Genomic DNA, 25,887 nt, shown 5'->3' on the forward strand with positions numbered 1-25,887 from the left:
GATTAGGGCAGCAAAGAAAAAATGAGGAGTGAATGAAGATGGATTATCAATTTCCAGCAGGCTTTTGGTGGGGGTCAGCCGCTAGTGGCCCACAAACAGAAGGTGTATTTGAAGGCGATGGCAAAGGGGCAAGCATCTGGGATTACTGGTATCAGCAGGAACCAGAGAAATTTTTCAATGAGGTAGGTCCTGAAAAAACCTCGCAAGTCTATACACGCTATCAAGAAGATATTCAACTAATGAAAGAAACCGGCCATACGACGTTTCGGACATCGATCCAATGGAGTCGTCTCTTCCCGCAAGGCAAAGGAGAAGTCAATCAAAAAGCCGTTGATTTTTACAATGCCTACATTGATGAGTTGATCGCCAACGGGATCGAACCTTTCATGAACCTTTACCACTTCGATATGCCGATGGCGCTGCAAGAAAAAGGCGGCTGGTTGAACCGAGAGACCGTGGATGCCTATGTCGCATTTGCGCAAACCTGCTTTACATTATTTGGTGATCGTGTCAAGAAATGGTTCACTCATAATGAACCGATCGTCCCTGTTGAAGGCGGCTATCTTTACCAATTCCATTATCCGAATGAGATCAACATGAAACATGCAGTCCAAGTTGGGTTCCACGAAACGTTGGCGAGTGCTAAAGCCATCAAAGTCTATCATGAGATGAACCTTGATGGGGAGATCGGCATCATCTTGAACTTGACGCCAAGCTATCCAAGAGATGAGAATGATCCAGAGGATGTCAAAGCAGCGCAAATCGCGGATGCCTTCTTTAATCGTTCTTTCTTAGACCCTGCGGTCAAAGGCACGTTCCCAGAAGAATTAGTGACCATCGTCAAGGAATTGGATATGGTACCAGCGATGGAAGCCGATGATTTACAAACGATTCGCGAAAATACGATCGACTTGTTGGGGATCAATTATTATCAACCTCGTCGTATCATGAAGAAAGAATCACCGATCGATCAAGCGAAAAGTCCAATGCCTGATGATTACTTTGATAACTATGATATGCCGAGCAAGAAAATGAACCCGTATCGTGGATGGGAAATCTATGAAAAAGGGATCTATGATATTTTGACGAACACGCGAGAAAACTATGGCAATATCAAGTGCTACATTTCTGAAAATGGCATGGGTGTCGAAGGAGAAGAACGTTTCGTCAATGCTGATGGCGTGATCGAAGATGATTACCGCATCGAATTTGTCTCTGACCACTTGAAGTACGTCCACCAAGCGATCCAAGAAGGAACCAATTGTGTTGGCTACCATATGTGGACCTGCATGGACAACTGGTCATGGACCAATGCTTACAAGAACCGTTACGGATTTATCTCCGTTGACTTAGCAAATGATGCTAAACGAACGGTGAAAAAATCAGGTCGTTGGTTTAAAGAAGTTTCTGATAATAACGGCTTTTAATAACAATGAAAAAAGCAATGCTGTAGGAATCAGCATTGCTTTTTTTGTGTAAAATCGCGGATTTTTTCTGGCTAATTTCAAAGGGGGGATTCTATTAAAAAACCACCTGTTTTTGCAAATGATAAGCTGGGTTAAATAAAAGCACAGTTTTGATAAAGAAAAGACTAGACATGGAAACGTTCTCGTGGTATTCTTTAGTAGAAATCGGTTTCATTATTTTGTTTAGGGTTTGAAAGGAGAAAAAACAATGGATAAATTTATTGGATTTATGGAGAAGCACTTTATTCCGATCGCTTCTAAAATAGGCTCTCAAAGACATCTAGTGGCCATTCGTGACGGATTTATCGTAACGATGCCGTTGATGATCTTAGGCTCTTTTGGGGTATTGATCAACAACTTACCAATCCCTGCCTATATTGATTTTATGAATGGCATTTTTGGTGAAGGAACATGGCAAGCCTTTGGGAACAACTTGTCAGCAGGTACTTTTTCAATACTTGGTCTGTTAATCGCTTTCACAGTAGCGTATAATTTAGCTAAAAGCTACAATCAAGACGCATTAGGTGCAATGGCGACAGGCCCAGATGGTTTGTTAACAGCTACCGGACTTGGTTCTCAAGGATTATTTTTAGCATTAATCGTATCGATCATTTCTACTGAGATCTTCCGTCGTCTAGCTGGCAACCCACGCTTAGTCATCAACATGCCTGATGGCGTACCACCAGCAGTTTCACGTTCATTTGCTGCATTATTCCCAGCAATGATCACCGTATCGATCTTTGCTTTGTTTACAGCAATTTTCCAAGCATTTGGTGTGACAAGTATCGTATTGTCCTTCTATGAATTGGTGCAACAACCATTCATGGGCTTGGCAAACTCTTACCCAGCTGCTTTGCTATTAGGTTTTATCTCTGCATTCTTATGGTTCTTTGGTTTACATGGTGCCAACATCATCGACCCGTTCATGCAAACGATCAATGTGCCTGCGATCGAAGCAAACGCACGAGCATTAGAAGCAGGAACAGATTTGCCTTATATCGTGAACAAACCATTCTTTGATTCTTTCGTGAACATCGGCGGAACAGGTGCGACACTAGGTCTTTTGATTGCGATCTTTTTAGTTGCTCGTCATCATAAAGCGTATATGACTGTCGCAAAACTATCCGTTGCACCAGGTGTGTTCATGATCAATGAACCAGTGATGTTTGGGTTGCCAGTTGTCTTAAACCCAATCTTGTTCATCCCATATGTGTTGACCCCACTTGTTTTAGTAACGACTGCTTATTTTGCAACCGCAACTGGCTTAGTTCCTGCAAGTACCGTCATCGCACCATGGACGACGCCACCAATCATCGGCGGTATTTTGTCGACACAAAGTATTGCTGGCGGAATCTTGGCAGCTGTTAACTTGATCTTGTCAATCGTTATCTACTTGCCGTTCGTGAAAATGGCGCAAATTCAAGAAACACGCCGTTTAAAAAATGCGTAATGTCTGATCGAGTCGATTAGAAACAAGCGCCAAACGTAATAGACCTTATCCGGCCGCGATCAGAGTGCAATACCCCTTATCACACTGCTTCATTGGAAGGTGCAGTGGTGTGATGACACTCTTTTCGTTTGGCCGGTTCTTTTCTCGTTTTTCAATCAATACAATACAACACACGTTTTGGAGGTGGCAAAATGCCCAAATATATGGAGATCGCAGATGTTCTGCGTAAAAGAATCAAGGACGGAACTTATCCGAAAGACAGTCTTTTACCTTATCAAACAGAGTTAGTGGAAGAGTTTGGCGTCAGCCGAATGACGATTAAAAATGCGGTGAATATCCTGATTATGGAAGGCTTGCTGCTGACAAAGCGCGGCTTAGGGACCAAAGTTTTGAATCATTCCTTTTGGGGCAAAGATACCTCATCGGTGACAGAATACAAAGGCCTGAGCTATCAGATGAAACAAGAAAAACGGACATTGACTAGCCAAGTCATCACCTTTGAAGTCTGTTTTCCTACAACAAGAATTCAAGAGATGCTTCAGATCACTGCCGAACAACCAATCTATCATGTGATCCGTTTGCGGATCTTAGAAGGCAATCCATACATACTCGAGCATTCCTATATGCCGTTGGATCTGGTCAGCGGTTTGACGAAAGAGATCTTGGAAGAATCCGTCTATGACTATCTACTGCAAGATTTAGGCTACAAATTTGCTGGTGCTTATCGGACTTTTCAGGCTGCCAAAAGCGATGAATACGATCAAACCTATTTAGCGTGCCAAGCAGATGACCCAGTATTGGAATTAGAACAGATCATCTATTTAGAATCGGGACGTCCAGTGGACTATTCCTGCAGCTGCAATCGGTATGATGTTCGTGGCTATTCCATGTTAGACATGAAGCCTGACCTGTTACAGCACCGCAAAAAGTAACGGCTTACAAAATGCTTCTTCAACGAAAAAACGCTTCATAGCTACTGTTGGCTATGGAGCGTTTTTGTTTTGACTTAAGAAGTGGGTTGGTTTTGATCACCTAGTTTGGCTAAGATAGTTTCCGCAACGGCTTTGGGGATGCCAGCTTGCTGGATCTCTTCCACGGAAGCTGCTTGGATGTTTTTTAACGACTTGAAGGTTTTCATCAGCTGTTGCTTGCGTTTTGGTCCTAAGCCAGGAATTTCATCCAGTTTGGAAGAAAAGCTGTTTTTGCTGCGCAGTTGGCGATGGAAGGTGATCGCAAAACGATGGACCTCATCTTGGATCCGTTGCAGCAAAAAGAATTCGACAGAATTGCGTTCCAGCTGGATCGGATCTAAAAATTCCCCGAAAATCAACTCGCTGGTTTTGTGTTTGTTGTTCTTCACTAAACCGGCAACGGGAATATCTAAACCTAGCTGGTTATACAGCACTTCTTGGGCGGCACCGACTTGGGCTTTCCCACCATCGATGATGATCAGATCAGGAAAAGGCAGGTTTTCTTTTAGGACACGAGAGTATCGGCGATAGATGACTTCTTGCATAGAGCCATAATCGTCGCCGCCTTGTGCAGTACGAATCTTATATTTCCGATAATCATCTTTAAACGGCTTCCCGTCGACAAAAACCACCATTGCAGACACTGGGTCGGTCCCCATGATGTGGGAGTTATCGAAGGCTTCGATCCGATAAGGTGTCGCGATCCCCATGGCTTCGGCTAGACGATCCACTGCACCGATCGTCCGTTCTTCAGTACGCTCGATCAACGCAAATTTTTGTGCCAAGGCAATGCGGGCATTTTTATTGGCCAAATCGACCAATTTCTTTTTGTCGCCTCGTTGGGGCTGCAGGACTTTGGTTTCCAGCAGCGCTTCTAATGGGGCAGCATCGACATTTTGCGGAACAAAGACTTCTTTGGGAATGAAGTGCTCATTCTTTTGGTAAAACTGGCCGACGAAGGTCAAGAAATCCTCATCCGCTTCATTGTAGAAAGGAAACAAAGAGACTTCTCGTTCGATCAGCTTTCCTTGACGGATAAAAAAGACTTGGACACACATCCAGCCTTTGTCGACACTGTAGCCAAAGACATCACGGTCCATCAGATCTGTCAGAGTCATTTTTTGTCGCGTCATGACGGTATCGATTGCTTGGATCTGATCCCGCAGCTCAGCCGCTCGTTCAAACTCTAACGTTTCAATGGCTTCGCCCATCTTCTCTTTCAGGTCTTTCAAAATATCGACGTGACCGCCGTGGAAAAAGTGTTTGACTTGATCAACGATCTTCTGATAATCCTTGGGATCTACATTGTTGACATAAGGACAGACGCATTGACCCAAATGATAATAAAGACAAGGCCGCTTTTGAGAAGGACCGCATTTTCGCAATGGAAAGAGGCGATCCAGCACCCGTTTGGTTTCGTTGGCTGCTCGTGCATCAGGATAAGGGCCAAAATATAAAGCCCCGTCTTTTAAAACTTTACGAGTGATGATCAGACGCGGATAGCGCTCTTTGGTCACTTTAATAAAAGGATACGACTTGTCGTCCTTTAGCATGATATTGTATTTCGGTTTGTTTTTTTGAATCAAATTGATTTCCAGCAATAAGGCTTCCGTATTTGATTCGGTAACGACGTACTCAAAATCATTGATTTCTTGAACGAGCCGTTCGGTTTTCGTATCGTGACTGCCGGTAAAGTACGAACGGACACGATTTTTTAAAATTTTGGCTTTCCCAACATAGATGATTTTGTTATTTTTATCTTTCATTAAATAACAACCAGGTTGATCGGGAAGCAGCGCTAATTTGTTCTTGATTTGTTCGTTCATTTCAAGATCCTTTCTTACTGGTTTGCTCACGAACTGCAAAAGTAGTCAAAGGGCGGTCTAAGATCCACCGAAAAGGGGAACATTAGAGCCCATAGCCAGTACTCTTCATTTTAGCACAAATTTCTTAAGAAACAATCAAACGGACCAGATGGGCAGCGAGGAAGCGTAATCGTAAGAAAAGGTTAAGAAATCCCACGAGGCGGTGGTTCCCCCAAAAAAATCAGTTTGTTTTTATACGCTTGCCACCTGTGAGGGATCGTTTTGCGACCACTCCTGAATGAAGGTCCGCAATCCCTCGATGGCTGGTTCTGTGACGGCTTTGCGCTGGATGAGGTAAAATTGCCGCTCAAAATTTTTATCCAGCAGTTGATAGCCAATGCCGTGGGCGGCTCGCTTGGAAAGGATCGAACAGCCGAAGCCTTGTTTCAGTAAAGCGACGATCAATTCATTGCTGGCGATCTCAATGATCGGTCCTTGAATATTTTGTTCCTCTAGATAGCGCTTAGTGTAATAGTAGACACCAGAACTCGCTTCTCGAACGAGCCAAGGACCGACTTGGGGATCACCAGCTAAGACGAGCTGATCTTTCAAAATCGGGAAACGCAAAATACTTGGTGCAGATAAGGGTTTTTCAATGATCCCTAAATCTAATTGATGTTGTTCAAGGGCTGTTAAGACTTCAGCGGAGTTCATCATCGATACCCGAAAACGCACCGTGGGAAAGGCGTTGTATAAAGCAATCATCAAGTCAGGCATCAAGGCCATCGCATAGGTATGAGAGATGCCTAGGGCACAGTGGCTTTGATGCTGCGTGTTGGTATGGATCTCGCTGGTGATCGTCGACCACTCATCCAATAAATTCAGTGCCTTTTCGTAAAGGTACTCTGCTTGGGGCGTGGCGATCACGTTTTTGCGACCATTGCGTAAAAAAAGCGGTGTATCCAGGTCTTGTTCCAACTGCTTGATCTGAGCAGAAACCGTGGGCTGCGAAATAAACAGCAATTCGGCAGCTTTCGAAAAATTTTTCGTTTCATAGACCATCTTGAAGGTCTCCAGTAATTTTAACATTGCAATCCCTTCCATTAGAAAATTCAATCATAACTATTATACCAATAAATCCTACTGATCGGTCAATCTGTGTATAATGGATGTTATATGAAAGGATGAAAGCAATGAAGCAACGACAAACAGCTTTGATACTTCCCGGTTTGTTCCTATCCTTTTCGGTAGCCGTCATCGCCCGAATCATGGCTTTGGCTGTGCCAAAATTAGGGGGAGCAACCCTTGCTATTTTATTAGGAATCATTTTAGGAAATACACTGTTCAAGCAAGAACGCTATCAAGTCGGAACGAAGGTTGCGGAAAGTCGGCTCTTGGAATATTCGGTGGTTTTGCTGGGCTTTACCGTCACTTTCCAGACCATCAGTGAAATGGGCCTTCGGGGCTTTCTCTTTATATTGCTGATGATGAGCTTGGTCATTACCGCTGCTTATTTGATAGGGAAAAAAATGGGCTTTAATCAAAAGATGAGCCTGATGATGGCAGGCGGCAATGCTGTCTGCGGATCCTCTGCGATTGCGGCGATCGCACCGGCCATTGATGCCGATGATGAAGAAAAAGGGCAGATCATCACCTTGGTCAATCTTTTAGGAACAGTGATGATGCTGACGCTGCCGTTTTTAGGCTTGGCCTTATACGGCTATGATCTGTTGCAAAAAAGCGCCTTACTTGGTGGCACGCTGCAATCCGTCGGACAAGTCGTGGCGGGGGCTAGTTTGATTGATGCCGACACCGTCAAATACGCGATGCTCTTTAAAATCGCACGCATCATCATGTTGGCAGTCGTCGTCATTGTTTTTGAACGAATGACGACAAAGACCCCCACCAAAACCAAAGCCAAAGCCAAAGGCAATCGGCGGCTGCCGATCCCTTGGTATGTGTTGGGCTTCTTGACCATCTGTATCTTGAACAGCTTCTTGCCGCTGCCTAGCTGGTTGAATGAGGGCGCTCATTTTATCAGTACGTGGTTTGAAACGACGGCGTTGGCAGCCATTGGTTTGCGCTTGGATTTCCGCAAGTTTTTAAAAGAAGGCCCGCGCTTTTTATTCTATGGTCTTTCCGTTGGTGCTGTCCAAACCGTGGGTGCTGTTGCATTGATTTGGTTGCTGCGGCTCTAATTCACAAGAGGCACGACCCATAAAGCACGTTTGAAGCGCACGATTGTTTAACGGAAAAAGCCACGACGGTTGATCGAAGGGCACGCTTTGCTGTTTCTGTTGGAAGAGGCAGCAAGGCGTGACTTTTCAGATCAACTGTCGGGCTTTTTTTAGCGGCAAAGAAGGTTAGACGGGTACTTGGATGACTTGAACACCTTGTTGCTCAATCAAATCGATGACTTTGGGATCAGAATAATGATCGGTGATCAGCAGATCGATATCTGCAATTGCGCCAATCGTAAAATTGGATTGCTTACCGATTTTGCGATAATCCGCGATAACGATCAACTTGCCAGAATTTTCGATGATTTTCGCATTGACTTTGGCTTCGTGGATTACTGAAGTGGAAATGCCGGTCTGTAAATCTAACCCACTACAGCCAATGATCGTAACATCAGAACGAACGTGAGAAAATGACTCCACGGCGATGTCTCCTGACAATGCCGCTTTAGGGTAACGTATTTCGCCGCCACTTAAAACGATCGTTGATTTTGGATGGTGTTCCATTTGGATCACACTCGTGTTGTTTGTCAGCAAACTGATTCGTTTGTCTGTGAGATGGCGCAACGTTTGAGCCGCACTGGTACTCGTATTGACGAAAAGGGTATCGCCATCTTTTACTTGGCGAGCCGCTTCTTTGGCCAGTCGATCTTTGATGTACTCGATCGAGTCGGTGGGATGTGCTTCATCTTCATAAGCTTCACAGTATTCGATTTTTCCGTGGGTTTGTTTGATCTGACCCATCTCACTGAGGACAGTACAGTCTCTGCGGATCGTCATCTCTGATACTCCCAACTGATGACTGAGGGTCTTCACATCAGAAAAACCAGATGTTTTTATCAGATCGATCAATTGTTTTCTCCTTTGCCTCACTTCTTCATTGGAACGTTTCACGATACTTCCTCCTTACATACGCTTTATTCTATTCTTGTCTTTCATCGTTTATCCAGATTGCGATTGTCTTTGCATAGCAAAAACCTTCTCGTCTCCTTCTTGCAAGTTCAAGTGATGATCCCACACCACTTGTTGCGAAGCAACGATGTTTTTGTTGTTTCTTCTTTCGAACTCATTTTAACATATCCTCTATAAATTACCATATATATTAAATAATCACATTTATTTATCGGTAAATTAACATATAATAAGATAAATTAACATAAAATTTGATTGAAAGCGTTTTTCTATATGTTAGAATCAAGGTGTAAATAAGCAAAGGAGGAATAAGAATGGCACATGTAAATGATGTTTCGAAAGAGAGTTGGCTGTTAAATACGTTTCCAGAATGGGGGACCTATTTAAACGAGGAGATCGAAAATGAACTTGTGAAAGAAGGTACAGTTTCCATGTGGTGGTTAGGCTGTACGGGTATTTGGCTGAAGAGTGCGGAAGGAACCAATATTTTATGCGACCTTTGGTGCGGCACTGGCAAACGCAGTCATGGTAATGGGCAAATGAAAAAAGGCCATCAAATGATGCGAATGAGTGGTGTACAGGAAATGCAGCCTAACTTACGGACGCAGCCCTTTGTGATCGATCCATTTGCAATCAAAGGAGTGGATGCGTTAGTGGTGACTCACATCCATTCCGATCATTTAGATATCAATACCGCAGCCGCAGTCCATCAAAATTGTCCAGAAGCAAAATTCGTCGGTCCCCATGAAGTCGTTGCAACTTGGTTGAAATGGGGAATTCCAGAAGAAAAAACCATCGTGGTCAAACCGGGGGATGAAGTGACCATTGGGCAGGTGAAAATCATCGCTTTAGAAGCATTCGATCGAACCGCTCTGATTACGTGTGAAGACCCGGATACCAGCTTGAAAGGAAAAATACCACAGGACATGGATCGTATCGCAGTCAATTACTTGTTTGAAACTTCCGGTGGGGCGATTTATCACGCTGGAGATTCTCATTATTCGAATGTATTTGCCAAGCATGGAAATCAGTACAAGATCGATGTTTGCTTAGGTGCATATGGCGAAAACCCGCGGGGCATCACCGACAAGGTTACTTCAGTCGATATGTTGCGGATGGCAGAATCCCTCAATGCCAAAGTAGTGATACCTGTACACTATGATATCTGGTCCAATTTTATGGCTGATCCAAAGGAGATCACTGAGATTTGGAAGTTTAAAAAAGATCGTTTGAACTATGAGTTTAAACCGTATATTTGGCAAGTTGGCGGCAAATTTACCTACCCAACGAATAAAGATGATCTTGAATTTAATTTCTATCGCGGCTTCAAAGATGTGTTTTCGGTCGATAATGATACGCCATTCCCTTCTTTTTTATAAAAGAAGGGGGGATGCTGCAAAAGCCAAATTTGAAAGGAGCAAAGGTAATGCTGCGTTATTTTTATGAAAATGAGTTGGTTGCGATCAATCATGAACAGCCCGAAGATTGGGAAGCCGCTATCTGGGCGAGTGGCGAAGGATTAAAGCAAAAGGCGTTGATCACGGATCAGTATATTGAAGATGTCATTCGGGATGTTCATCAATACGGTCCTTATATTGTGATCATTCCCAAAGTAGCCATGCCCCATTCTTCAGCAGAAAGCAAAGGCGTCTTAGGAACGGGGATCGGATTGACGATTTTTCCAGCCCCCGTTTCATTTCAAGATGATGACCCCGACAAAGAGGCGCAGTTGTTCTTTATGCTCGCTGCCAAAAACGCTGAAGCACATATGAACAATATCGCTAGTTTATCCGAAATGCTGATGGAAGAAGGGCTGGTGGAAGATTTACTAGGTGTAAAAACAATGGCAGATTTTGAAGCGGTGATGGAGAAATATGACCAAAAAGAAAGCAGGGATTAGATGGAAATGGTAGGAGATTTCTTATTGAGATGCTGGGATTACTTTGCTCAGAATATTTTGATGCAGCCAGCTTTTTTGATCGGTTTTATTGTACTGATTGGTTACTTACTATTGAAACGGCCGTTTGTTGAATGTGTTGCAGGTTTCTTAAAGGCCACCGTTGGTTACTTGATTTTGACGATTGGCTCTGGTGGATTGGTCAATAATTTCCGTCCGATCCTGGTGGGGCTTAAGGAGCGTTTTGAATTAGATGCGATGGTCACTGACCCGTATTTTGGTCAAAATGCGATCACCGCCGGCATTGAAGAACGATTTGGACGCACCTTTGGTGACACGATGCTCTTATTATTGATTGCCTTTGTTTTTAATATCTTACTCGTTCGCTTCAAAAAATATACGAAGCTGCGGGCCGTCTTCACTACTGGAAATGTGCAAGTACAGCAAGCCGCAACGGCCTTTTGGCTGCTGCTATTCTGTTTTCCAGACTTGGGTCGAATCGAAGTCTTACTTGTCATGGGCTTGATCTTAGGCTGCTATTGGGCGGTTGGGTCCAATTTGACCGTTGGCATCTGTCAAGATTTGACGGAAGGTGCTGGTTTTGCGATTGCCCATCAACAGATGTTTGGTGTTTACTTCTTTGCACGACTTGCGGAACGTTTCAAAAAGAACAAATCCAACCGCAAATTAGAAGATGTCGAACTACCGGGTTTTTTATCGGTCTTCAATGAAAACATGGTATCGACTTCGATTTTGATGCTCTTTTTCTTCGGTATCATTTTAGTAACGCTTGGACAAGATTATTTAATAACAGCAGGATTTATGGCAGAAGGACAAAGTTTCTTATTTTATATTTTACAAACTTCACTAATGTTTGCCGTCTATTTAGCAATTCTTCAATTAGGTGTCCGCACCTTCGTTTCTGAATTGACCGAGTCATTCCAAGGAATCTCGAATACGATTTTACCAGGTGCTGTTCCAGGGATCGATATCGCCGCAACCTTTGCCTTTGGGTCGCCAAATGCCGTGACGGTGGGCTTTTTATTCGGTGCATTAGGACAATTCTTAATGATTGCATTACTGATTTTGTTCCGTTCACCAACGATCGTCATTGCTGGGTTTATCCCACTGTTCTTTGATAACGCAGCGATCGCCGTTTTTGCCAACAACCGCGGAGGCATCAAAGCGGCTTGTCTCTTCCCATTCTTATCAGGCATTATTCAGATCGGTGGTTCGGCATTGATCGCTACTTGGGTAGGATTGTCTCAATATGGCGGCTATCTTGGGATGTTCGACTGGGCGACCGTCTGGCCATTCTTTACAGTATTGATGAAATTCTTAGGCGTCATTGGTGTGGTTCTTGTAGTGGTGATCTTATTAGTGATTCCACAGTTGCAGTACCGCAGAGATCCAGAAGGGTATTTCTTGATCGTAGATGATTATGATGCGTATGTAGAAAAACAAAAATAATGAATTCTTAGGAGGAAAAGAAGATGAGAGTATTGGTATCTTGTGCAAATGGATCAGGAACAAGTTTGATGATGATGCGGAGTGTCGAAAAAGCTTTGAAGTCAGAAGGGATCACGATCACCTCTATTCATCATTGCGCGATTTCTGAAGGCAAAAGCACCGCCAAGAATTACGATGTGGTCTTTACGCCAATGAACTTTGTCAATATGTTCGATAAAGCCAAAGAAAAGGGCGTAACAGTGATCGGAGTCAGAAATGTGATGTCCCCTAAAGAAATTATTGAGCGGGTCAGAGAAGCGGGTCTTTCGAAGGAGTAGTGCATCAGGACGTGACAAGAACAAAAAGATGATCGAACAAAAAGATGATCGAACAAAAGAGAGGGGAATTTCATGAGTATACCAAAACTGCAGATCGCTTGCGATCACTCCGATTTAGCTGGTGCACTGGCTGATATCAAAAAAGTTGGCGATGTGGTGGATATCATTGAAGCAGGAACTATTTTACTGTTGCAAGAAGGAGCACAGGTCTTACGCTGTTTCCGAGCGATGTATCCGGAAAAGTTGATCGTAGCAGACACAAAATGTGCCGATGCCGGTGGGACGGTCGCCAAAAACTGCCAGCAAGCTGGCGCGGATTATATGACCGTAATTTGTGCAGCAACGATCCCAACAATGAAGGCAGCGGCAAAAGAAATTGCTGAGATCCAAGTAGAATTATATGGTGACTGGACCTACCAGCAAGCACAGCAGTGGCTAGATGCCGGCATCTCACAAGCTATCTACCATCAAAGTCGTGACGCACTGTTAGCTGGTGAAACATGGGGAGAAAAAGATTTAACGAAAGTCCGTAAATTGATCGATATGGGGTTTCGAGTGTCAGTCACGGGAGGATTGAGCGTCGAGACGTTGGCTCTGTTTGCTGGCATTGATGTGTATACCTTTATCACAGGACGAGGCATCACTGCAGCTGACGATCCGCAACAAGCAGCAGTGGATTTCAAGCAAGAGATTTTACGGATTTGGGGGTAGTTTTCCATGAGTTTGATCGGTCTATATGAAAAAGCAACACCCAAAACCCTCTCTTGGTCGGAACGATTGCAGTTTGTCAAAGACCGAGGCTTCGATTTCATTGAAATGTCCATTGATGAAACCGATGAACGCTTGGCACGCTTAGAGTGGGACCAAGAGCAACGCAAAGAGATCGTCGAGGCAATCTATGCCTCGGGGATCAAAATCTTGTCTTTATGTCTCAGTGGACATCGGCGGTTTCCCTTTGGTTCGATCGATGAAAAAAAGCGCAAGCACGCGATGCATCTGATGGAAAAAGCCATTGACCTGGCTTCAGATTTGGGTATTCGCTGCATCCAATTAGCCGGATACGATGTGTACTATGAGGAAAAAAGTCTTTGTAGCCGAGAATGGTTCATTGCCAATCTAAAAGAAGCGGTCGCTAGGGCGTCTGAAAAGGGTGTCGTTTTGTCACTAGAGATCATGGATGATCCGTTTCTAAATTCTATCTCAAAGTATTTACGGATCAAGGAGCAGATCCCTTCGCCCTATCTACAAGTCTATCCAGATGTCGGGAACCTATCGGCCTGGCCAGAAAATGATGTCGGTTATGAATTAGAAAAAGGCATTTGCGAGATAACCCAGATTCATTTGAAAGATACATTGGCGGTTTCAGATAAGTTTCGAGGAAAATTTAAAGAAGTACCGTTTGGCACTGGGTGTGTTGATTTTGATGGCTGCTTACGCACGCTGAAGCGGTTGAATTACAACGGTTCTTTTGTCATCGAGATGTGGAGTGAGACGAGCGCTGACCCGATTGCGGAAATCGAACAAGCCAAAGCATTTTTATTACCAAAACTAAAGGAGGTCGGTTACCTTGATCAATCAGCTTCAATTGATGAAAGAGCGAGTCTATCAAGCCAATAAGAGACTGCCTGAGGAAGGACTAGTAAAGCTAACTTGGGGAAATGTCAGTGAGATCGATCGAGATTTAGGGATCATCGTCATTAAACCCAGCGGTGTTGATTATCAGACGATGACGATTGACTCAATGGTGGTTTGCGACTTAGCGGGAATGCCGAAAGAGGCGAAGGCGTTGAAGCCTTCCTCGGATATCAAAACCCATGCGCTATTGTATAAGCACTTCGAAGGCGTCAAGGCGATCGTCCATACGCATTCGACAAATGCGGTAAAATGGGCGCAAGCACAGCGAGACATCCCTGCATATGGAACGACGCATGCGGATACTTTTTATGGTAGTGTCCCTTGTACACGACCGTTACGGGCCTCTGAGGTAACGGCAGACTATGAAAAAGAAACTGGCAAAGTCATTGTCGAGACGTTTGAAAAGCGGGGATTAGATCCACTTGCATGCCCAGCTGTCCTCACAGCGGGACACGGTCCCTTTACTTGGGGGCAATCTGCGGAACAAGCGGTCAGCAATAGTATTGTTTTAGAAGAGGTCGCAGAAATGGCATTAGGTACCGAAGCTTTGACCTTGGATCGAACACCGATCGCTGATTATTTGCTGGATAAACATTATTTCCGCAAGCATGGCGAACATGCTTATTATGGACAAGGATAACGGAAAAGCAGCCATTCCTAGCGATCAAGGAACGGCTGCTTTTCTATTCGTTTTCTTCAGCGAGTGTTTTCACATAAAAGCGATCCATCGTGGTATGCTGTGCTGCCAATAGTGGCTGGCACAATGCGCGATAGCCGGCTTTTTGATAGACATGCAAGGCTGCTTCTAGAGAATGATGGGATTCTAAATAGAGTTGCCGATAACCTAGTTCAACAGCTTTGGCCTCGATCTTCGCCAGCAAGGGATAGCTGAGGCGCTGCCCTTTGGCAGCATCACTGAGATAAAATTTTTGCAGCTCGGCGATTTTCCCTTCTGAATCATAAGCGGCAAGACCACCGCCGCCTAAAAGGGTACCCGATTCATTAGTGACGACAAAATAATGGCGGCTAGCAGGATCTGCTGCATAAAATTCACTTAAGTGGTCTAACTCGGGATCAAAATAGGCAGTCCCTGGAACCGCCAACTGGTGGTCGGTCAAACTTTTGCGAATGATAGCGGCTAAGGGCCCATCATCTTGAGATTGGATCGAACGAAATATCGGCTTCATGCAGCTCCTCCTTAAAGTGAAAGTAAATGAATAGCTATAGTGTACCACAGCATTGAGGGAGTGTTTAGTGATGATAAGAAAAGCCATCCTCGCAATGGCGCCCCTCTTTAATAAGAAAACCGCCCCTCGTTGCCGGGCTCCTAATGTGAAAAGGAGTATGGCGCAACGAGGGGGCGGTTTTTGTGCGTTAGTCATGGAAGCAGTAATTAGAGCGTTTCACCATTGGAGGCGATCACTTGCTGGTACCACGCAAAGGAATCTTTTTTCAAACGATTCAAGGTTCCTTTCCCGGTATTATCTTTGTCGACATAGATCATGCCATAGCGTTTCTCCATTTCGCCGCTGCCGAAGCTGACGATATCAATGATCCCCCAAGGCGTATAGCCTAATAACGGTACACCATCTTCAACTACCGCTTTTTCCATCTGTTCGATGTGCTCTTTCAGGTAAGTGATGCGGTAGTCATCATGGACTTGCTGCTCATCGGTTAATTGATCGTAAGCACCGAAGCCATTTTCCACGATAAATAGTGGCAAGTCATAGCGTTGATAGATCGTATTTAACACATAACGCAACCCGACTGGGTCAATAGGCCAGCCCCAATCAGAAGCACTGATATAAGGATTACTCACGATTTTTGCTCCTGGGATATCCTCAGTTGGTGTGCCAGCCACCTCATCAAGGGTTGAGATCGTTCCTGACATGTAATAGCTGAACCCAATATAATCAACGGTTCCCGCTTTTAATAGCGCTTGTTCCTCGGGCGTGATCTCAATCGTGATGCCTTTTTTCGCCCAATATTTTTGCACATAGGTTGGGATCTTGCCTCGTACGTGGACGTCGCTGTAAAAATAGCGCCGTTCATTGGCTTTGACGGATGCCATCAAATCAGCGGGTGCGCAAGAGTAGGGGTAGACTGGGACATAGGCCATCATACAGCCAATCTGAAAATCTGGATTGATTTTTTTGCCTTCGATCACCGCTGCCGCACTGGCAATCAACTCATTGACGCCCGCTTGAAAGACGAGTGCTTCTTTTTGACTGTCATCCTCGATGATCATGGCAGAATTGGTCCAAACGTGCAGCGGCTCTTGCCCATCTGCTTGATTATTGATCTCATTGAAGGTCATCCAATACGTTACTTTGTCACGATACCGTTGAAAAACAGTCTTGGCGAATTTGACAAAGAGGGGAATCACTTCTTTATTAGCAAACCCACCAAATTCTTCATAGAGGGCATAAGGCATTTCAAAGTGGGACAAAGTGATCACGGGTTCGATGCCGTTTGCCTGCAATTCGTCGAAAAGATCATCGTAGTATTGGAGACCGGCTTCATTTGGTTCTTCTTCTGTTCCAGTTGGATAGATCCGACTCCAAGAAATCGATGTCCGTAGACATTTCAAGCCCAGCTCTTTGAATAACTGGATATCTTCTTTGTACCGGTGATAAAAGTCAATGGCTTCATGGTTCGGGTAATACTCTCCTTCAATGACGCCTTTGGTGATTTTACGGGGAATACCGTTGCCACCGGCCGTCATAACATCAGCGGTACTCATTCCACGGCCAGCAACATTCCAAGCGCCTTCCGCTTGATGGGCAGCGATCGCGCCGCCCCATAAAAAATCTTTTGGCATTTTTGCGGACATAAATTTCATTCCTCCTCGACTCATTCGTTTGCTTATAATTCCACTTTTTGGGAACGGTTAGAGGCGATCACGAATGGCAAATAGATCAAGACCGAAATCGCAAGACAAACGACACCGACAACTGCAGCGATCGCATTTCCTCCAGTTCCTAAAAAGAGATTAATGATTCCGGGGGTCGTCCATGGTACCCCAATCGCTGGGGTCGGCATGATCGGCCAGACAACAGTGACAAAATAACCCACTAAAATATTGACCATTGGCGTCAAAATAAACGGAATGATCATGATTGGGTTCAAGACGATCGGTAGACCGAAGATCATCGGCTCATTGATTTGGAAAATTCCTGGAACTAAGGACATCTTAGCGATCTCACGTTGTTCTGGACGTTTTGAAGCGATGAAGATCGCAATGATCAAGCCCAATGTCATACCAGTTCCGCCCATATTTGCGAACATATCATTTAAAACGCCCCAAGTTTCTTTGTAAGGAACGTCCCACAAGGAGCCGCCTTGGTTGATAAAGTCTAGGTTAGCTAGGTCCTGTTCGGTAAAAATCGCTGAACGAACCGCATTCAAAGTATTTGGTCCATGGATCCCGATCGCAAACAACGTAGTTTGCAAGAACGCCAAGATCAAGACACCGACGACATTGCCCCCCAGATCCCGCAATGGACTTTGGATCCCATTATAAATCAGTTCATTGATGCCTTCTGGTGTGATCATCAAAACTAAGAAATTGATCAAAGCAGTGACTGCCACGATGATCACGATCGGAATCATGCCAGAAAAGGAACGAGAAACTGCTGGTGGTACCATTTCAGGCATTTTGATCTGCAGTCGTTTGACTTTGAAAAGCTTCGGCAAGAATTCACCGACCAAACAAGCCACGATCATAGCTACAAACAACCCTTGGGCGCCTAAATATTGTGTGGAGATCACATTGACATCATCTACTGCAAAGGAGGTCGGGTACAAGATCATAAAGGCAGCGACACTTGTCAAACCAACTAGCGTAGCATCTGCTTGGAAATGCTTGGCTAAAAGCTGAGCAACAAGAAACGCAATAAATAAACTCATAATGTTGATGGTCCCGTTCGCCACGGAAGCTAGGACTTGCTGGGCACTTTCCAGATTTGGGAAAAGTCGATTCAGTTGAAATAATTGCACGATGAAACTCTCATTGGAAAATAAAATATTGTTGACCAAAATAACGAGAGAAGAAGCGATGGTCAGTGGGAAAATCAGCATGAACGCATCTCGAATCGCTGCTACGTGGCGTTGATTGTTCAACTTTGTTGCGATCGGTACCAACGAGCGGTCTAACAGGTCATTGAATTTTTGCATAATAATAACACCTTTCATTAATTGATGCCATCATTATAGCGAATGAAAACGACTAAAAGTAAGCGGATACGGATTCCGTACATATCTCTCAAGAAATGAAAAAAATTCCGCAGCTGGAACACAGTGTTACAAAAAAAGATGGTTCAATAAACTGAACCATCAAGAATGGGTACGATAATCTTGCAAATAGCCGATCAGCGTTTCTAAAATCGCTACTGAAGGCAGTTGACTAGTCAAATCAAGAAAGATGTCTTTGCGTTCCTCTTTGATCGCATACTCGATCGAATAATCGCACAGACGTGCCAACGTACTTTCCCGATTAGGGGTAATGCAGTACTTCTGCACGATCGCCTGATTGTCTAAACCGGTAATGACTTCGATCAGTTCTTTGGTTTCACCAGAGTCACTCAAAAAAACCAAAACATTCTTTTGCTCTTTTCGCAAAAAGCTTTTGATCGGGTAGGTTAGCTCATCAATGCTGATACTAAAGTAACCGAGGCTGGCTAGTTTGCGGGCAACGTATTGCGCAATCGCACCGGATGCCCCCATCCCCATAAATAAGATCAAATCGGCATCCCGCATCGCTTCGGCGAGTTTTCGTATTTGGTATTCCGCATCAGGGTGGAAGATCTGCATATTCAAGCCTTTGATGCGCGCTTCTAAACCTAAGTGTTCCGGATGTGCGTCAAAATGAGCTTTTTCTAAATGATTTTTGATATAGAAGCGAAATTCTGGAAACGACTGAAAGCCGACTTTTTGAATAAAACGAAAGACCGAAGTCGAAGAGACATGGGCATCATCGGCAATGTCGCGCACGCGCATATACGGAATCTTTTCTAAGTGATTGACGATAAAACGGTAGATTTCTTGTTCTACCGCAGAGAGCTTGTTCAAGTTTAATTGTTCAAAAAGCGCCATGCTGGTTCCTCGCTGTCCTAGATAATCAATTTACACCAGTATAGCATATCCGAACTTTTAACGGTGCAGCTGTTGATGGATCTGATAGACTGCGCCGATCAAGCCGGCGTCGTTTTTCAGCTTCGCTGGACGCACAGGTGCGATGGTTTGTCCGCGCAAATAATTGATCGCTTCATGCCGTGTTTCCGTGATCGTCAAGCGAGCCTGCAGGCGTTCCCAGAAATAAGGATTGGCACTGATGCCGCCGCCGATCAATACCAATTCTGGGTCAAAGCAGCTGATCAAATTGATCAGCCCTACAGACAGATCCGTCAGAAATTGGTCCGTCAGCTTCAGCGCCAACGCTTCGCCTTGCTGCGCGCGGTCAAAAATCTCTTTGGCGTCTTGGGTGGGTTCAAAGCCAGGAACTGCTGCCCCCGCTAAATTGTAGAGGCGAATCAAGCCGCCCACGACGGCAGTTTTTTTATTGATGGAACTTTCCTCGATATTGCCTTCTTCTGGCAGCTGATCGATCACCATCCAGCCAAATTCACCAGCCATGCCATGAGCACCTCGGTAGACTTGATTATTGATCACGATCCCACCGCCTACACCAGTGCCTAGGACAAGACACAAATAGTTGGCAGCCTCTTGCGCATTGCCGATCCATTTTTCAGCGATCGCTGCTGCATTGGCATCATTTTCCACCGCCACAGGCAACCCTGTACGCGCTTCCAAGACTGCTTTGAAATTTTCGCCATATAACGATTTGATGGCGCCCGCAGTTAACATAAAGCCGTCTTTTTGAACGATCCCCGGGGCGCTGATCCCAATGCCATCAATCGTGTGGCGGTTCTGGGCATCTTCGATGATCGTGAGTAGATCCTGATAAAACTGGGCTGGCTCATAGCTAGTAGGGATCGCAGATTTTTCAAGGATCGCTCCGGTTTCATCTAAAACACCATATTTAATACTTGTTCCGCCAATATCAAATCCTACGTACATTCTTCTTCCTCACCTTCTAAAACATTGTTGCCTTAAGTGTACCATCTGGCAGGAGGAATTTTTTTCTTTTTTCAGCTATTTTTTGCCTGCCGTTTCCGCTGCATCCAAATAAAACAAAATGTCACTTTTGCCTTCCTGATTGGTTCCTTTGTACACTTCCGTATCCAGACCTCCGATACGAAAGCCTGCTCGCATGTAGAACAGACAGGCAGAAGGATTGTTGTCCTGTGCTTGCGTGTAGATGCCGCGATAACCTTTGGCAAGGGCCGCTTTCAGTGCCTGTTGGATCAGTAGTTGACCGACTCCTTGCTTACGGTAGTCTGTGTTGACCTTTAAGTCATAGAGGTACAGATACTTGAAAAAAGCGTCTTGAACGATCGCTAAGCCGATGCATTTTCCATCATCATAAGCACCGATAAACAGACTGTTTCGGCTCATTTCATCATAGCAATAATTTTCATCTGGGAAACGCATCGTCTGAATGTCTTCGGATGCAAATTTACAGATCGTGTACTGCCAGCTGCCCTCACTATAAGACGGCAGCATTTTCCCCCATAAGGAGAAGGGTTCGTTTTTCAAGCGGATATCAGCTTGGTGTTCTTGATCGATCCGTTTGATTTCTAGCATGGGGCACCTCGATTTTCTATAGATTTCAATCATGAGTATTTAAAAGTAAGTTGTTGCAGTTTAGTTTACTACAAAGAATGAAAAATCACGATACTTATTAAACAGTCTAGTCTTCCTGTGAGAAGGGACGATTTTGTAGGAGAACTTAGTTGTTTGTCTATACATTGAGGTTGGAAAGAGCAGAAATATTCCATTGATACCTTAGTCACAATGACCGACGGAAAAATACGCCTTAAGTTTGATTATATTTATCGCTTGTTTTTTTATACTGAAGGTAGATAGAAAAAACGGAGGACAATCACTTGAAGAAAGCAATTAGTATGATCCTGCTCGTGTTAACGATCGGGACCGTCACACTGGTTACATGGTCTTATTTTACGAAAGATGATTCCAGCGAACTGGTTCAGCTGGTGGATCGTTTCAATCCGTTCGTACCGGAGAAAAAGGTCTATATCAAAACATCCGACGAGTATGGCGTGTTGCAAGAACACGATTCCTACGAATATACACAAGAAGGGGTCAATGAAGATGGGCAAAAGATAAAAATCACGTTTTGGGCACCACAAAAGCTAAAAGAAAATGCCTACCTAGAGCTTGATGCAAAGGGCAAACATGTGGAGTCGTATCAAGAGGTGACCGAACAAGATCTCCCTGACGCCGTCAAAGACGAGTTGGTTACGACTGATTGATCATCAAGCCTGCTTGAAAAAAAGGACAGGAAGTCATTTCCCGCAAGTTGGGAGATGGCTTTTTTCGTGCATTCACTTAGAGAAAAGCTCGCCAAGATTTGATTTAGGTGAAAAAGATTAGAGGATGATAGAATTTTCAGAAAAAATAGATAATTTTTTCAATTCTTAGTTGCAATAGCAGAAGCGTCTGGTATTCTCTATGAGGTAGTTAAAAAAAATCATTCATATAATTAAAAATAGCGACAATGAGAGAATCACCTTGTATGGAGGATCAACGGTTTTCAAGGAGGAACCTATGACAGAAAAAAATCAATTAAAAAAGCAGATGAAAACCAGACATATCACTATGTTGGCACTAGGTGGCGCCATCGGTGCTGGCCTATTCAAGGGCAGCGGTGAAGCGATCCAGTTAGCGGGGCCTGCGGTCTTGCTGGCGTTTATTTTTTGCGGGCTGATCTTATTTGTCGTCATGACAGGACTGGGACAGTTGGTCTTATCTGACCAAAAACAACATGGCCTTTCGGGCTTAGTCCAGCCATATCTTGGCGTGCATACAGCCGATTTCATCGACTGGATCTACTGGTCAATGTGGATGATCAACATCATCGCCGAAGCAGTTGCTGCCGCAAGCTTTTTGCAGTTGTGGTTTCCCAATATTCCAGCTTGGATCTTTGTGTTGATTTTGGCACTGCTCACGACCACCATCAATTTGTTTTCGGTTCGCTTGTTTGCGGAAACGGAATACTGGCTTTCCTGGGCCAAAATCAGTGTGGTGATCGCGTTGATCTTGGTGGGTCTCTATCTGGTTGCCACGCAAGTCTTTGATTTGGGCTTTTTCCCGACGATGAGACAAATGACAGACTATGGTGGTTTTGCCCCCCATGGTCTCAAAGGGTTTATCAATTCTTTACTGGTCGTAATCTATTCGTACGGCGGTTCTGAATTAGTAGCCATTACGATCAGTGAAGCGGAAAATCCCAAAAAAGCGATCCCGCAAGCAATCAAAGGAGTGATGACGCGGATTGCCGCTTTTTACATCATTCCCTTGTTTCTTTTACTGATCATTTATCCGTGGAATCAATTAGCCGATCCAAATGTCAGTCCTTTTGTGATGGTGTTTCAAAAAATCCATGTCCCATTTGCCTCCGACATCGTCAATTTAGTGATTATTTTGGCTTTGTTTTCGTCAATCAATTCTGGAGTCTATGCTTCTTCAAGAACGTTGTTTTTCCGATTAAGCAACAATGGCCAGAAAAAAAGCTGCTTTACGATGCTGAATAAAAACAGCGTGCCCCAACGAGCGATCATGTTTTGCAGCGGTACTTTATATCTTGGGGTCGTTCTTTCTTACTTTTTAGGCGACAAACTCTTCAATTATCTAGCAGGCTCCCTGTCTTATACTGTATTGCTGATTTGGTTGTTGATTAGTGCGGCGGCGTTTGTTTTGGTACGCAAGCAGAAGAAAATGGGCTATACGATTTTCTTGAGTGGGGCGATCCTTGCACTGATTTTGCTGTTTGTCGGTATTTTGATCACTAACCCGTTGGCGGTCACTGGCTTCACCGCATTATTGTATACGATCATTTTTCTTAGTTTTTATTGGAACCATCGAAAAATTGAGAAAACCAGTGAAAAAAGTTGAAGAAACGTCCCTTAAGACATAAACTGATGGGGAAGGAACCCCGCGTTCGGTTGTTTCTTCGGTTCTCAGGAATGTGACGATAAAATAAAGTGTAGGAGAAAACGAAAATGGTTAATTTTTGGACATTGATTTTCGGCACCCTCAGCTGGGTCGTGGTGGAAAGTCTGCTTTACAATCCGATGCATAAGTGGGGCAAGTTTTGGGCGAAAGAATCAGGAATGGCAGAGAAGATGGCTGATCAGCAGATGACGACCGGTGACATGCTCTTTACCTTTGGCGGCACGATCGTTGGTGGGATCCTCTTATCAGCAGCGACCTATCAAGTCGTCTATTGGTTTGCAACATTCGATCATGATGGTTGGCTGATGACCTCCTTGCAAGTCGCTTGCTTATTGTGGCTAGGGGTTTATGGGGTCGCCACCTTCGTGATGGCTGTTTACTCGGGACAGTCCCGCAAATTAGTCGGGCTGCACCTTGTGAACGGGTTTCTAGGAGTGATCGTTTTAGGACTTGTTGTCGGCTTGATTGGACAGTAAGCAACGATCATACCCCAGCGAGAGCGTTCAAAGGTCTCAACGAATCAATCCTAAAGAAAGCCGATCTTGTTTCAACAAGGTTGGTTTTTTTGTGCGTAAAATTAATCTTACTATAAAAAATAGCTATAAAAGCAAATAATTTATGCTATACTAAAAGCACTTTAATCTGTAGGAAACCAAATCCGCGGATTGCGGAAAAATCATCAAAGAAACAAAATTAGGGGCAACGAGGAGGAAAAAATGAAAACGAAAAGCATGTTAGGTAGAGGAATATTTGCTGCCGTTTGTTTAGGGACACTATTTTTCTTGACAAGCTGCAGCAGCTCAGGGGTTGACTCTGCAGCTGCGAATCAAGTATTGACCAATAGCAACAGTCATCAACAAAATGCCTTGTACGTTTTGGAAGATGGAAAGCTCACCGTTAATAAAACGTTGAGTTTTTTGGTCGATCCGAATCAGGAACCTGCGGACTTGGTAAAAGAACAAGAGACGCAATTAGTGCAGATCAACGAAACACTGCAAGCAGAGTTTCCCAAAAGCAAAGCACTGACTGCGGCAGACATCGGCACTATGCACACCTTTGAAGTGACCAATGCCCAAGTGATCATTGATCAAGAGAAAAAGGAAGTGCGCATGACTGGCGATGATTTTGAGAAAGTATTCAAGATGGTGGACAACAATGACAAGCGTCTGATCGATGACGAACAAAACGAGTACAAGTTTTCGTATGAGGAAAACTAGCAAGTGACAAAAAACGGCTGCCTCCGACGAGACAACCGCTTCAGACAGTAGACAAACCTTAGACAAAACTGAGGTTTGTCTTTTTTCGTTGCAAAATTTAGTGGCTATTACGGAAAACATTTTGCGCAAGGAGTAAGTCCGCGACTTTGCGCTTCTGCTAAAGTTGCAGGCGTGTAGGTACCGTTGCCGCATTTTCTCGTATGGTATTTCGAACCTGTTGGTGTCACGAGGACCGACGTTTGGCCTTGATTGCTAGCAGCGGCTGGCTGGCTTTGTTCTGGCACAGCAGCGGCTGCCTGCCGTTCTTCCTCCGCCTTAGCTTGTGCAGCTGCTTGTTCGTTGGCAGTGATCGTTTGCGCCACTGTTTTCGTTCGAGCAGCTAATTCCTCATCGGGGGTCTTGAGACGAGCGACGGCATCCTCTGCCTGAGCGAGTCGGTCTTTTGTCGGTTCCGCCTCTGCTGCTTCCACCGCTTGGACAGCTTCTGCAACGAGGGCTTCTGCTTCTTTCTCAGAAATCTTGGTTTCTACAGTGGATAACCGACTTTCAAACGTTTCCTTGTTCAAAACCGCTTGTGCGACTAATTCTTTTGCCTGATCGAAATCACTGCGTTCAAGAGAAGCTTCAGCGGTATCAAGGGCTTTGCCGATGGCAAGATGGTCTTCAACTACCGCGAGCCGAGTAGCGAAATCTTCGTAGGTTTTACTTAAAGCATGAATCAGCGTCACGGCTTCGTTGTAATTCTTTTGGTTTGGCTGGGTTTCGGCAAGAGCCAGTGCCGTCTCGGCTTTTACCAGTGCTTCTTGTTCTTGTTTTTCAGCTTGCAAACTCGCTAGAAATGCGTGAGAAGGTTTGACGGTGACGACCTCTTCTTTAGTGATTCCACCCATGGAGGTTTGGACAGTAAATTCCTGTTCCTCTTCATCTTCCAGTTGGACAGCATAAGAAAATGTTTCGTCCGCCAGCGAAACCTCCACCCCGTTGATCGTCAGTTGCGCTTCTGGGTTGGTTCGCCCAGTGATCGCCGCTTCGCCTTGCTCATTCGTAAACAGTTCTGCTTCATCTACGTGAAGCTCCGGTGTTGCTGCAGGAGTCAATAGTGCCCCGCCAATCAATAAGAGAAAACCACCCATAAAAATAACGATTTTGTTGCGAAGCGGCTTTTTCTTGATCAATCCAAGAATAAAAAAGATTCCGCTTACAACCATTGTCAAAAAACCAATAACAAAAATAAACATCCCCATAACTCTTTTCAATTCCTTTCTTGTGAATATTTTAATTATAACATTTTTACTAACGTATCCGCCATCAATAACCGACTAGTAAGGGTTGCTGAGCGTACGGAAGAAGCTCAACTAGCAAATTAGCAATTATTTTTATCAATATTAAATAGATTTAAGGTATTTTTTATTAT

At 44.4% G+C, this 25,887-nt stretch carries 25 protein-coding genes; 15 read left to right on the top strand and 10 right to left on the bottom strand.

The window, feature by feature from the left end; all coding sequences use genetic code 11:
• Positions 1-38: 38 nt before the first annotated feature.
• The 3 genes from IGI96_RS08230 to IGI96_RS08240 all read left to right on the top strand — a co-directional run bounded on the left by IGI96_RS08230 (position 39) and on the right by IGI96_RS08240 (position 3,848).
• Entirely contained in the window at positions 39-1,427 is a 1,389-nt protein-coding gene (locus IGI96_RS08230) for a glycoside hydrolase family 1 protein (protein WP_420870395.1), read from the top strand.
• Positions 1,428-1,674: 247 nt separating this feature from the next.
• Positions 1,675-2,916, top strand: coding sequence for a PTS sugar transporter subunit IIC (locus IGI96_RS08235; RefSeq protein WP_438784995.1), 1,242 nt, complete (start codon positions 1,675-1,677; stop codon positions 2,914-2,916).
• 191 nt (positions 2,917-3,107) lie between these two features.
• Positions 3,108-3,848: a GntR family transcriptional regulator gene (locus IGI96_RS08240; protein ID WP_438784996.1), complete on the top strand. Its 741-nt coding sequence runs from the start codon at positions 3,108-3,110 to the stop codon at positions 3,846-3,848.
• A gap of 74 nt (positions 3,849-3,922) precedes the next feature.
• Here IGI96_RS08240 and uvrC read toward each other — a convergent pair whose 3' ends face one another.
• A complete protein-coding gene (gene uvrC, locus IGI96_RS08245) occupies positions 3,923-5,713 on the bottom strand; it encodes an excinuclease ABC subunit UvrC (RefSeq protein ID WP_086338898.1) in 1,791 nt (596 codons plus the stop codon).
• A 231-nt stretch (positions 5,714-5,944) separates the two neighbouring features.
• Positions 5,945-6,796: a LysR family transcriptional regulator gene (locus IGI96_RS08250; protein ID WP_086338899.1), complete on the bottom strand. Its 852-nt coding sequence runs from the start codon at positions 6,794-6,796 to the stop codon at positions 5,945-5,947.
• Between the two features lie 65 nt (positions 6,797-6,861).
• On the opposite strand from IGI96_RS08250, the gene IGI96_RS08255 reads away from it, so the two are divergent.
• Positions 6,862-7,890 (top strand): YeiH family protein, encoded by a 1,029-nt coding sequence (locus IGI96_RS08255; protein ID WP_438784997.1) that lies wholly within the window; start codon positions 6,862-6,864, stop codon positions 7,888-7,890.
• Between the two features lie 165 nt (positions 7,891-8,055).
• On the opposite strand, the gene IGI96_RS08260 is transcribed toward IGI96_RS08255, so the two are convergent.
• The gene (locus tag IGI96_RS08260; protein WP_438784998.1) at positions 8,056-8,823 is read right to left on the bottom strand and encodes a DeoR/GlpR family DNA-binding transcription regulator; all 768 of its coding nucleotides are present in this window, start codon (positions 8,821-8,823) and stop codon (positions 8,056-8,058) included.
• Positions 8,824-9,155: 332 nt separating this feature from the next.
• Between IGI96_RS08260 and ulaG the strand changes: the two genes are divergently transcribed.
• The 7 genes from ulaG (at position 9,156) to araD (ending at position 14,800) form a co-directional block, all read left to right on the top strand.
• On the top strand, positions 9,156-10,220 hold the full coding sequence (gene ulaG / locus IGI96_RS08265) for an L-ascorbate 6-phosphate lactonase (RefSeq protein WP_438784999.1): 1,065 nt from the start codon (positions 9,156-9,158) through the stop codon (positions 10,218-10,220).
• 47 nt (positions 10,221-10,267) lie between these two features.
• Positions 10,268-10,741: a PTS sugar transporter subunit IIA gene (locus IGI96_RS08270; RefSeq protein WP_010748562.1), complete on the top strand. Its 474-nt coding sequence runs from the start codon at positions 10,268-10,270 to the stop codon at positions 10,739-10,741.
• Positions 10,742-12,208, top strand: coding sequence for a PTS ascorbate transporter subunit IIC (locus IGI96_RS08275; RefSeq protein ID WP_438785000.1), 1,467 nt, complete (start codon positions 10,742-10,744; stop codon positions 12,206-12,208).
• Positions 12,209-12,231: 23 nt separating this feature from the next.
• Positions 12,232-12,525, top strand: coding sequence for a PTS sugar transporter subunit IIB (locus IGI96_RS08280; RefSeq protein ID WP_008376531.1), 294 nt, complete (start codon positions 12,232-12,234; stop codon positions 12,523-12,525).
• Between the two features lie 72 nt (positions 12,526-12,597).
• Positions 12,598-13,236 carry a 3-keto-L-gulonate-6-phosphate decarboxylase UlaD gene (locus IGI96_RS08285; RefSeq protein WP_010748564.1) on the top strand — a complete coding sequence of 213 codons (639 nt, stop codon included), beginning with the start codon at positions 12,598-12,600 and terminating at the stop codon, positions 13,234-13,236.
• A gap of 6 nt (positions 13,237-13,242) precedes the next feature.
• Positions 13,243-14,142, top strand: a complete 900-nt coding sequence (locus tag IGI96_RS08290) for an L-ribulose-5-phosphate 3-epimerase (RefSeq protein ID WP_010748565.1) — start codon at positions 13,243-13,245, stop codon at positions 14,140-14,142.
• Positions 14,114-14,800: an L-ribulose-5-phosphate 4-epimerase AraD gene (araD, locus tag IGI96_RS08295; protein ID WP_086339155.1), complete on the top strand. Its 687-nt coding sequence runs from the start codon at positions 14,114-14,116 to the stop codon at positions 14,798-14,800. The genes IGI96_RS08290 and araD overlap by 29 nt, the downstream gene beginning before the upstream one ends.
• A 43-nt stretch (positions 14,801-14,843) precedes the next feature.
• Here the strand turns inward: araD and IGI96_RS08300 are convergent, their stop codons facing one another.
• From IGI96_RS08300 to IGI96_RS08325, 6 genes are all read right to left on the bottom strand, one after another.
• On the bottom strand, positions 14,844-15,347 hold the full coding sequence (locus IGI96_RS08300; protein ID WP_034859148.1) for a GNAT family N-acetyltransferase: 504 nt from the start codon (positions 15,345-15,347) through the stop codon (positions 14,844-14,846).
• A 206-nt stretch (positions 15,348-15,553) separates the two neighbouring features.
• Positions 15,554-16,993, bottom strand: coding sequence for a 6-phospho-beta-glucosidase (locus tag IGI96_RS08305; RefSeq protein WP_060791640.1), 1,440 nt, complete (start codon positions 16,991-16,993; stop codon positions 15,554-15,556).
• Positions 16,994-17,025: 32 nt separating this feature from the next.
• Positions 17,026-18,336, bottom strand: coding sequence for a PTS sugar transporter subunit IIC (locus IGI96_RS08310; protein ID WP_438785002.1), 1,311 nt, complete (start codon positions 18,334-18,336; stop codon positions 17,026-17,028).
• A gap of 159 nt (positions 18,337-18,495) precedes the next feature.
• The gene (locus IGI96_RS08315; protein WP_086338903.1) at positions 18,496-19,254 is read right to left on the bottom strand and encodes a MurR/RpiR family transcriptional regulator; all 759 of its coding nucleotides are present in this window, start codon (positions 19,252-19,254) and stop codon (positions 18,496-18,498) included.
• Between the two features lie 57 nt (positions 19,255-19,311).
• Positions 19,312-20,238: an ROK family protein gene (locus IGI96_RS08320; RefSeq protein WP_086338904.1), complete on the bottom strand. Its 927-nt coding sequence runs from the start codon at positions 20,236-20,238 to the stop codon at positions 19,312-19,314.
• A 75-nt stretch (positions 20,239-20,313) separates the two neighbouring features.
• The gene (locus IGI96_RS08325) at positions 20,314-20,865 is read right to left on the bottom strand and encodes a GNAT family N-acetyltransferase (RefSeq protein ID WP_086338905.1); all 552 of its coding nucleotides are present in this window, start codon (positions 20,863-20,865) and stop codon (positions 20,314-20,316) included.
• 320 nt (positions 20,866-21,185) lie between these two features.
• On the opposite strand from IGI96_RS08325, the gene IGI96_RS08330 reads away from it, so the two are divergent.
• The 4 genes from IGI96_RS08330 (at position 21,186) to IGI96_RS08345 (ending at position 24,473) form a co-directional block, all read left to right on the top strand.
• Positions 21,186-21,554 carry a YxeA family protein gene (locus tag IGI96_RS08330; protein ID WP_086338906.1) on the top strand — a complete coding sequence of 123 codons (369 nt, stop codon included), beginning with the start codon at positions 21,186-21,188 and terminating at the stop codon, positions 21,552-21,554.
• 295 nt (positions 21,555-21,849) lie between these two features.
• Entirely contained in the window at positions 21,850-23,196 is a 1,347-nt protein-coding gene (locus IGI96_RS08335) for an amino acid permease (protein ID WP_086338907.1), read from the top strand.
• 107 nt (positions 23,197-23,303) lie between these two features.
• A complete protein-coding gene (locus IGI96_RS08340; RefSeq protein ID WP_005226702.1) occupies positions 23,304-23,732 on the top strand; it encodes a DUF1761 domain-containing protein in 429 nt (142 codons plus the stop codon).
• A gap of 240 nt (positions 23,733-23,972) precedes the next feature.
• Positions 23,973-24,473, top strand: a complete 501-nt coding sequence (locus IGI96_RS08345; RefSeq protein ID WP_086338908.1) for a hypothetical protein — start codon at positions 23,973-23,975, stop codon at positions 24,471-24,473.
• A 107-nt stretch (positions 24,474-24,580) separates the two neighbouring features.
• Here IGI96_RS08345 and IGI96_RS08350 read toward each other — a convergent pair whose 3' ends face one another.
• The gene (locus tag IGI96_RS08350; RefSeq protein ID WP_128432080.1) at positions 24,581-25,717 is read right to left on the bottom strand and encodes a serine protease; all 1,137 of its coding nucleotides are present in this window, start codon (positions 25,715-25,717) and stop codon (positions 24,581-24,583) included.
• Positions 25,718-25,887: the final 170 nt, after the last annotated feature.

Source organism: Enterococcus sp. DIV0421 (genome assembly GCF_051713745.1).
Lineage (GTDB): Bacteria > Bacillota > Bacilli > Lactobacillales > Enterococcaceae > Enterococcus_D > Enterococcus_D casseliflavus.

Excerpts from the sequence above, each read along its gene's own strand:
- IGI96_RS08230 (WP_420870395.1), top strand. The coding sequence starts at position 39 with ATGGATTATCAATTTCCAGCAGGCTTTTGGTGGGGGTCAGCCGCTAGT.
- IGI96_RS08235 (WP_438784995.1), top strand. The coding sequence starts at position 1,675 with ATGGATAAATTTATTGGATTTATGGAGAAGCACTTTATTCCGATCGCT.
- IGI96_RS08240 (WP_438784996.1), top strand. The coding sequence starts at position 3,108 with ATGCCCAAATATATGGAGATCGCAGATGTTCTGCGTAAAAGAATCAAG.
- uvrC (WP_086338898.1), bottom strand. The coding sequence starts at position 5,713 with ATGAACGAACAAATCAAGAACAAATTAGCGCTGCTTCCCGATCAACCT.
- IGI96_RS08250 (WP_086338899.1), bottom strand. The coding sequence starts at position 6,796 with ATGGAAGGGATTGCAATGTTAAAATTACTGGAGACCTTCAAGATGGTC.
- IGI96_RS08255 (WP_438784997.1), top strand. The coding sequence starts at position 6,862 with ATGTTATATGAAAGGATGAAAGCAATGAAGCAACGACAAACAGCTTTG.
- ulaG (WP_438784999.1), top strand. The coding sequence starts at position 9,156 with ATGGCACATGTAAATGATGTTTCGAAAGAGAGTTGGCTGTTAAATACG.
- IGI96_RS08270 (WP_010748562.1), top strand. The coding sequence starts at position 10,268 with ATGCTGCGTTATTTTTATGAAAATGAGTTGGTTGCGATCAATCATGAA.
- IGI96_RS08275 (WP_438785000.1), top strand. The coding sequence starts at position 10,742 with ATGGAAATGGTAGGAGATTTCTTATTGAGATGCTGGGATTACTTTGCT.
- IGI96_RS08280 (WP_008376531.1), top strand. The coding sequence starts at position 12,232 with ATGAGAGTATTGGTATCTTGTGCAAATGGATCAGGAACAAGTTTGATG.
- IGI96_RS08285 (WP_010748564.1), top strand. The coding sequence starts at position 12,598 with ATGAGTATACCAAAACTGCAGATCGCTTGCGATCACTCCGATTTAGCT.
- IGI96_RS08290 (WP_010748565.1), top strand. The coding sequence starts at position 13,243 with ATGAGTTTGATCGGTCTATATGAAAAAGCAACACCCAAAACCCTCTCT.
- araD (WP_086339155.1), top strand. The coding sequence starts at position 14,114 with ATGAAAGAGCGAGTCTATCAAGCCAATAAGAGACTGCCTGAGGAAGGA.
- IGI96_RS08300 (WP_034859148.1), bottom strand. The coding sequence starts at position 15,347 with ATGAAGCCGATATTTCGTTCGATCCAATCTCAAGATGATGGGCCCTTA.
- IGI96_RS08305 (WP_060791640.1), bottom strand. The coding sequence starts at position 16,993 with ATGTCCGCAAAAATGCCAAAAGATTTTTTATGGGGCGGCGCGATCGCT.
- IGI96_RS08310 (WP_438785002.1), bottom strand. The coding sequence starts at position 18,336 with ATGCAAAAATTCAATGACCTGTTAGACCGCTCGTTGGTACCGATCGCA.
- IGI96_RS08315 (WP_086338903.1), bottom strand. The coding sequence starts at position 19,254 with ATGGCGCTTTTTGAACAATTAAACTTGAACAAGCTCTCTGCGGTAGAA.
- IGI96_RS08320 (WP_086338904.1), bottom strand. The coding sequence starts at position 20,238 with ATGTACGTAGGATTTGATATTGGCGGAACAAGTATTAAATATGGTGTT.
- IGI96_RS08325 (WP_086338905.1), bottom strand. The coding sequence starts at position 20,865 with ATGCTAGAAATCAAACGGATCGATCAAGAACACCAAGCTGATATCCGC.
- IGI96_RS08330 (WP_086338906.1), top strand. The coding sequence starts at position 21,186 with ATGATCCTGCTCGTGTTAACGATCGGGACCGTCACACTGGTTACATGG.
- IGI96_RS08335 (WP_086338907.1), top strand. The coding sequence starts at position 21,850 with ATGACAGAAAAAAATCAATTAAAAAAGCAGATGAAAACCAGACATATC.
- IGI96_RS08340 (WP_005226702.1), top strand. The coding sequence starts at position 23,304 with ATGGTTAATTTTTGGACATTGATTTTCGGCACCCTCAGCTGGGTCGTG.
- IGI96_RS08345 (WP_086338908.1), top strand. The coding sequence starts at position 23,973 with ATGAAAACGAAAAGCATGTTAGGTAGAGGAATATTTGCTGCCGTTTGT.
- IGI96_RS08350 (WP_128432080.1), bottom strand. The coding sequence starts at position 25,717 with ATGGGGATGTTTATTTTTGTTATTGGTTTTTTGACAATGGTTGTAAGC.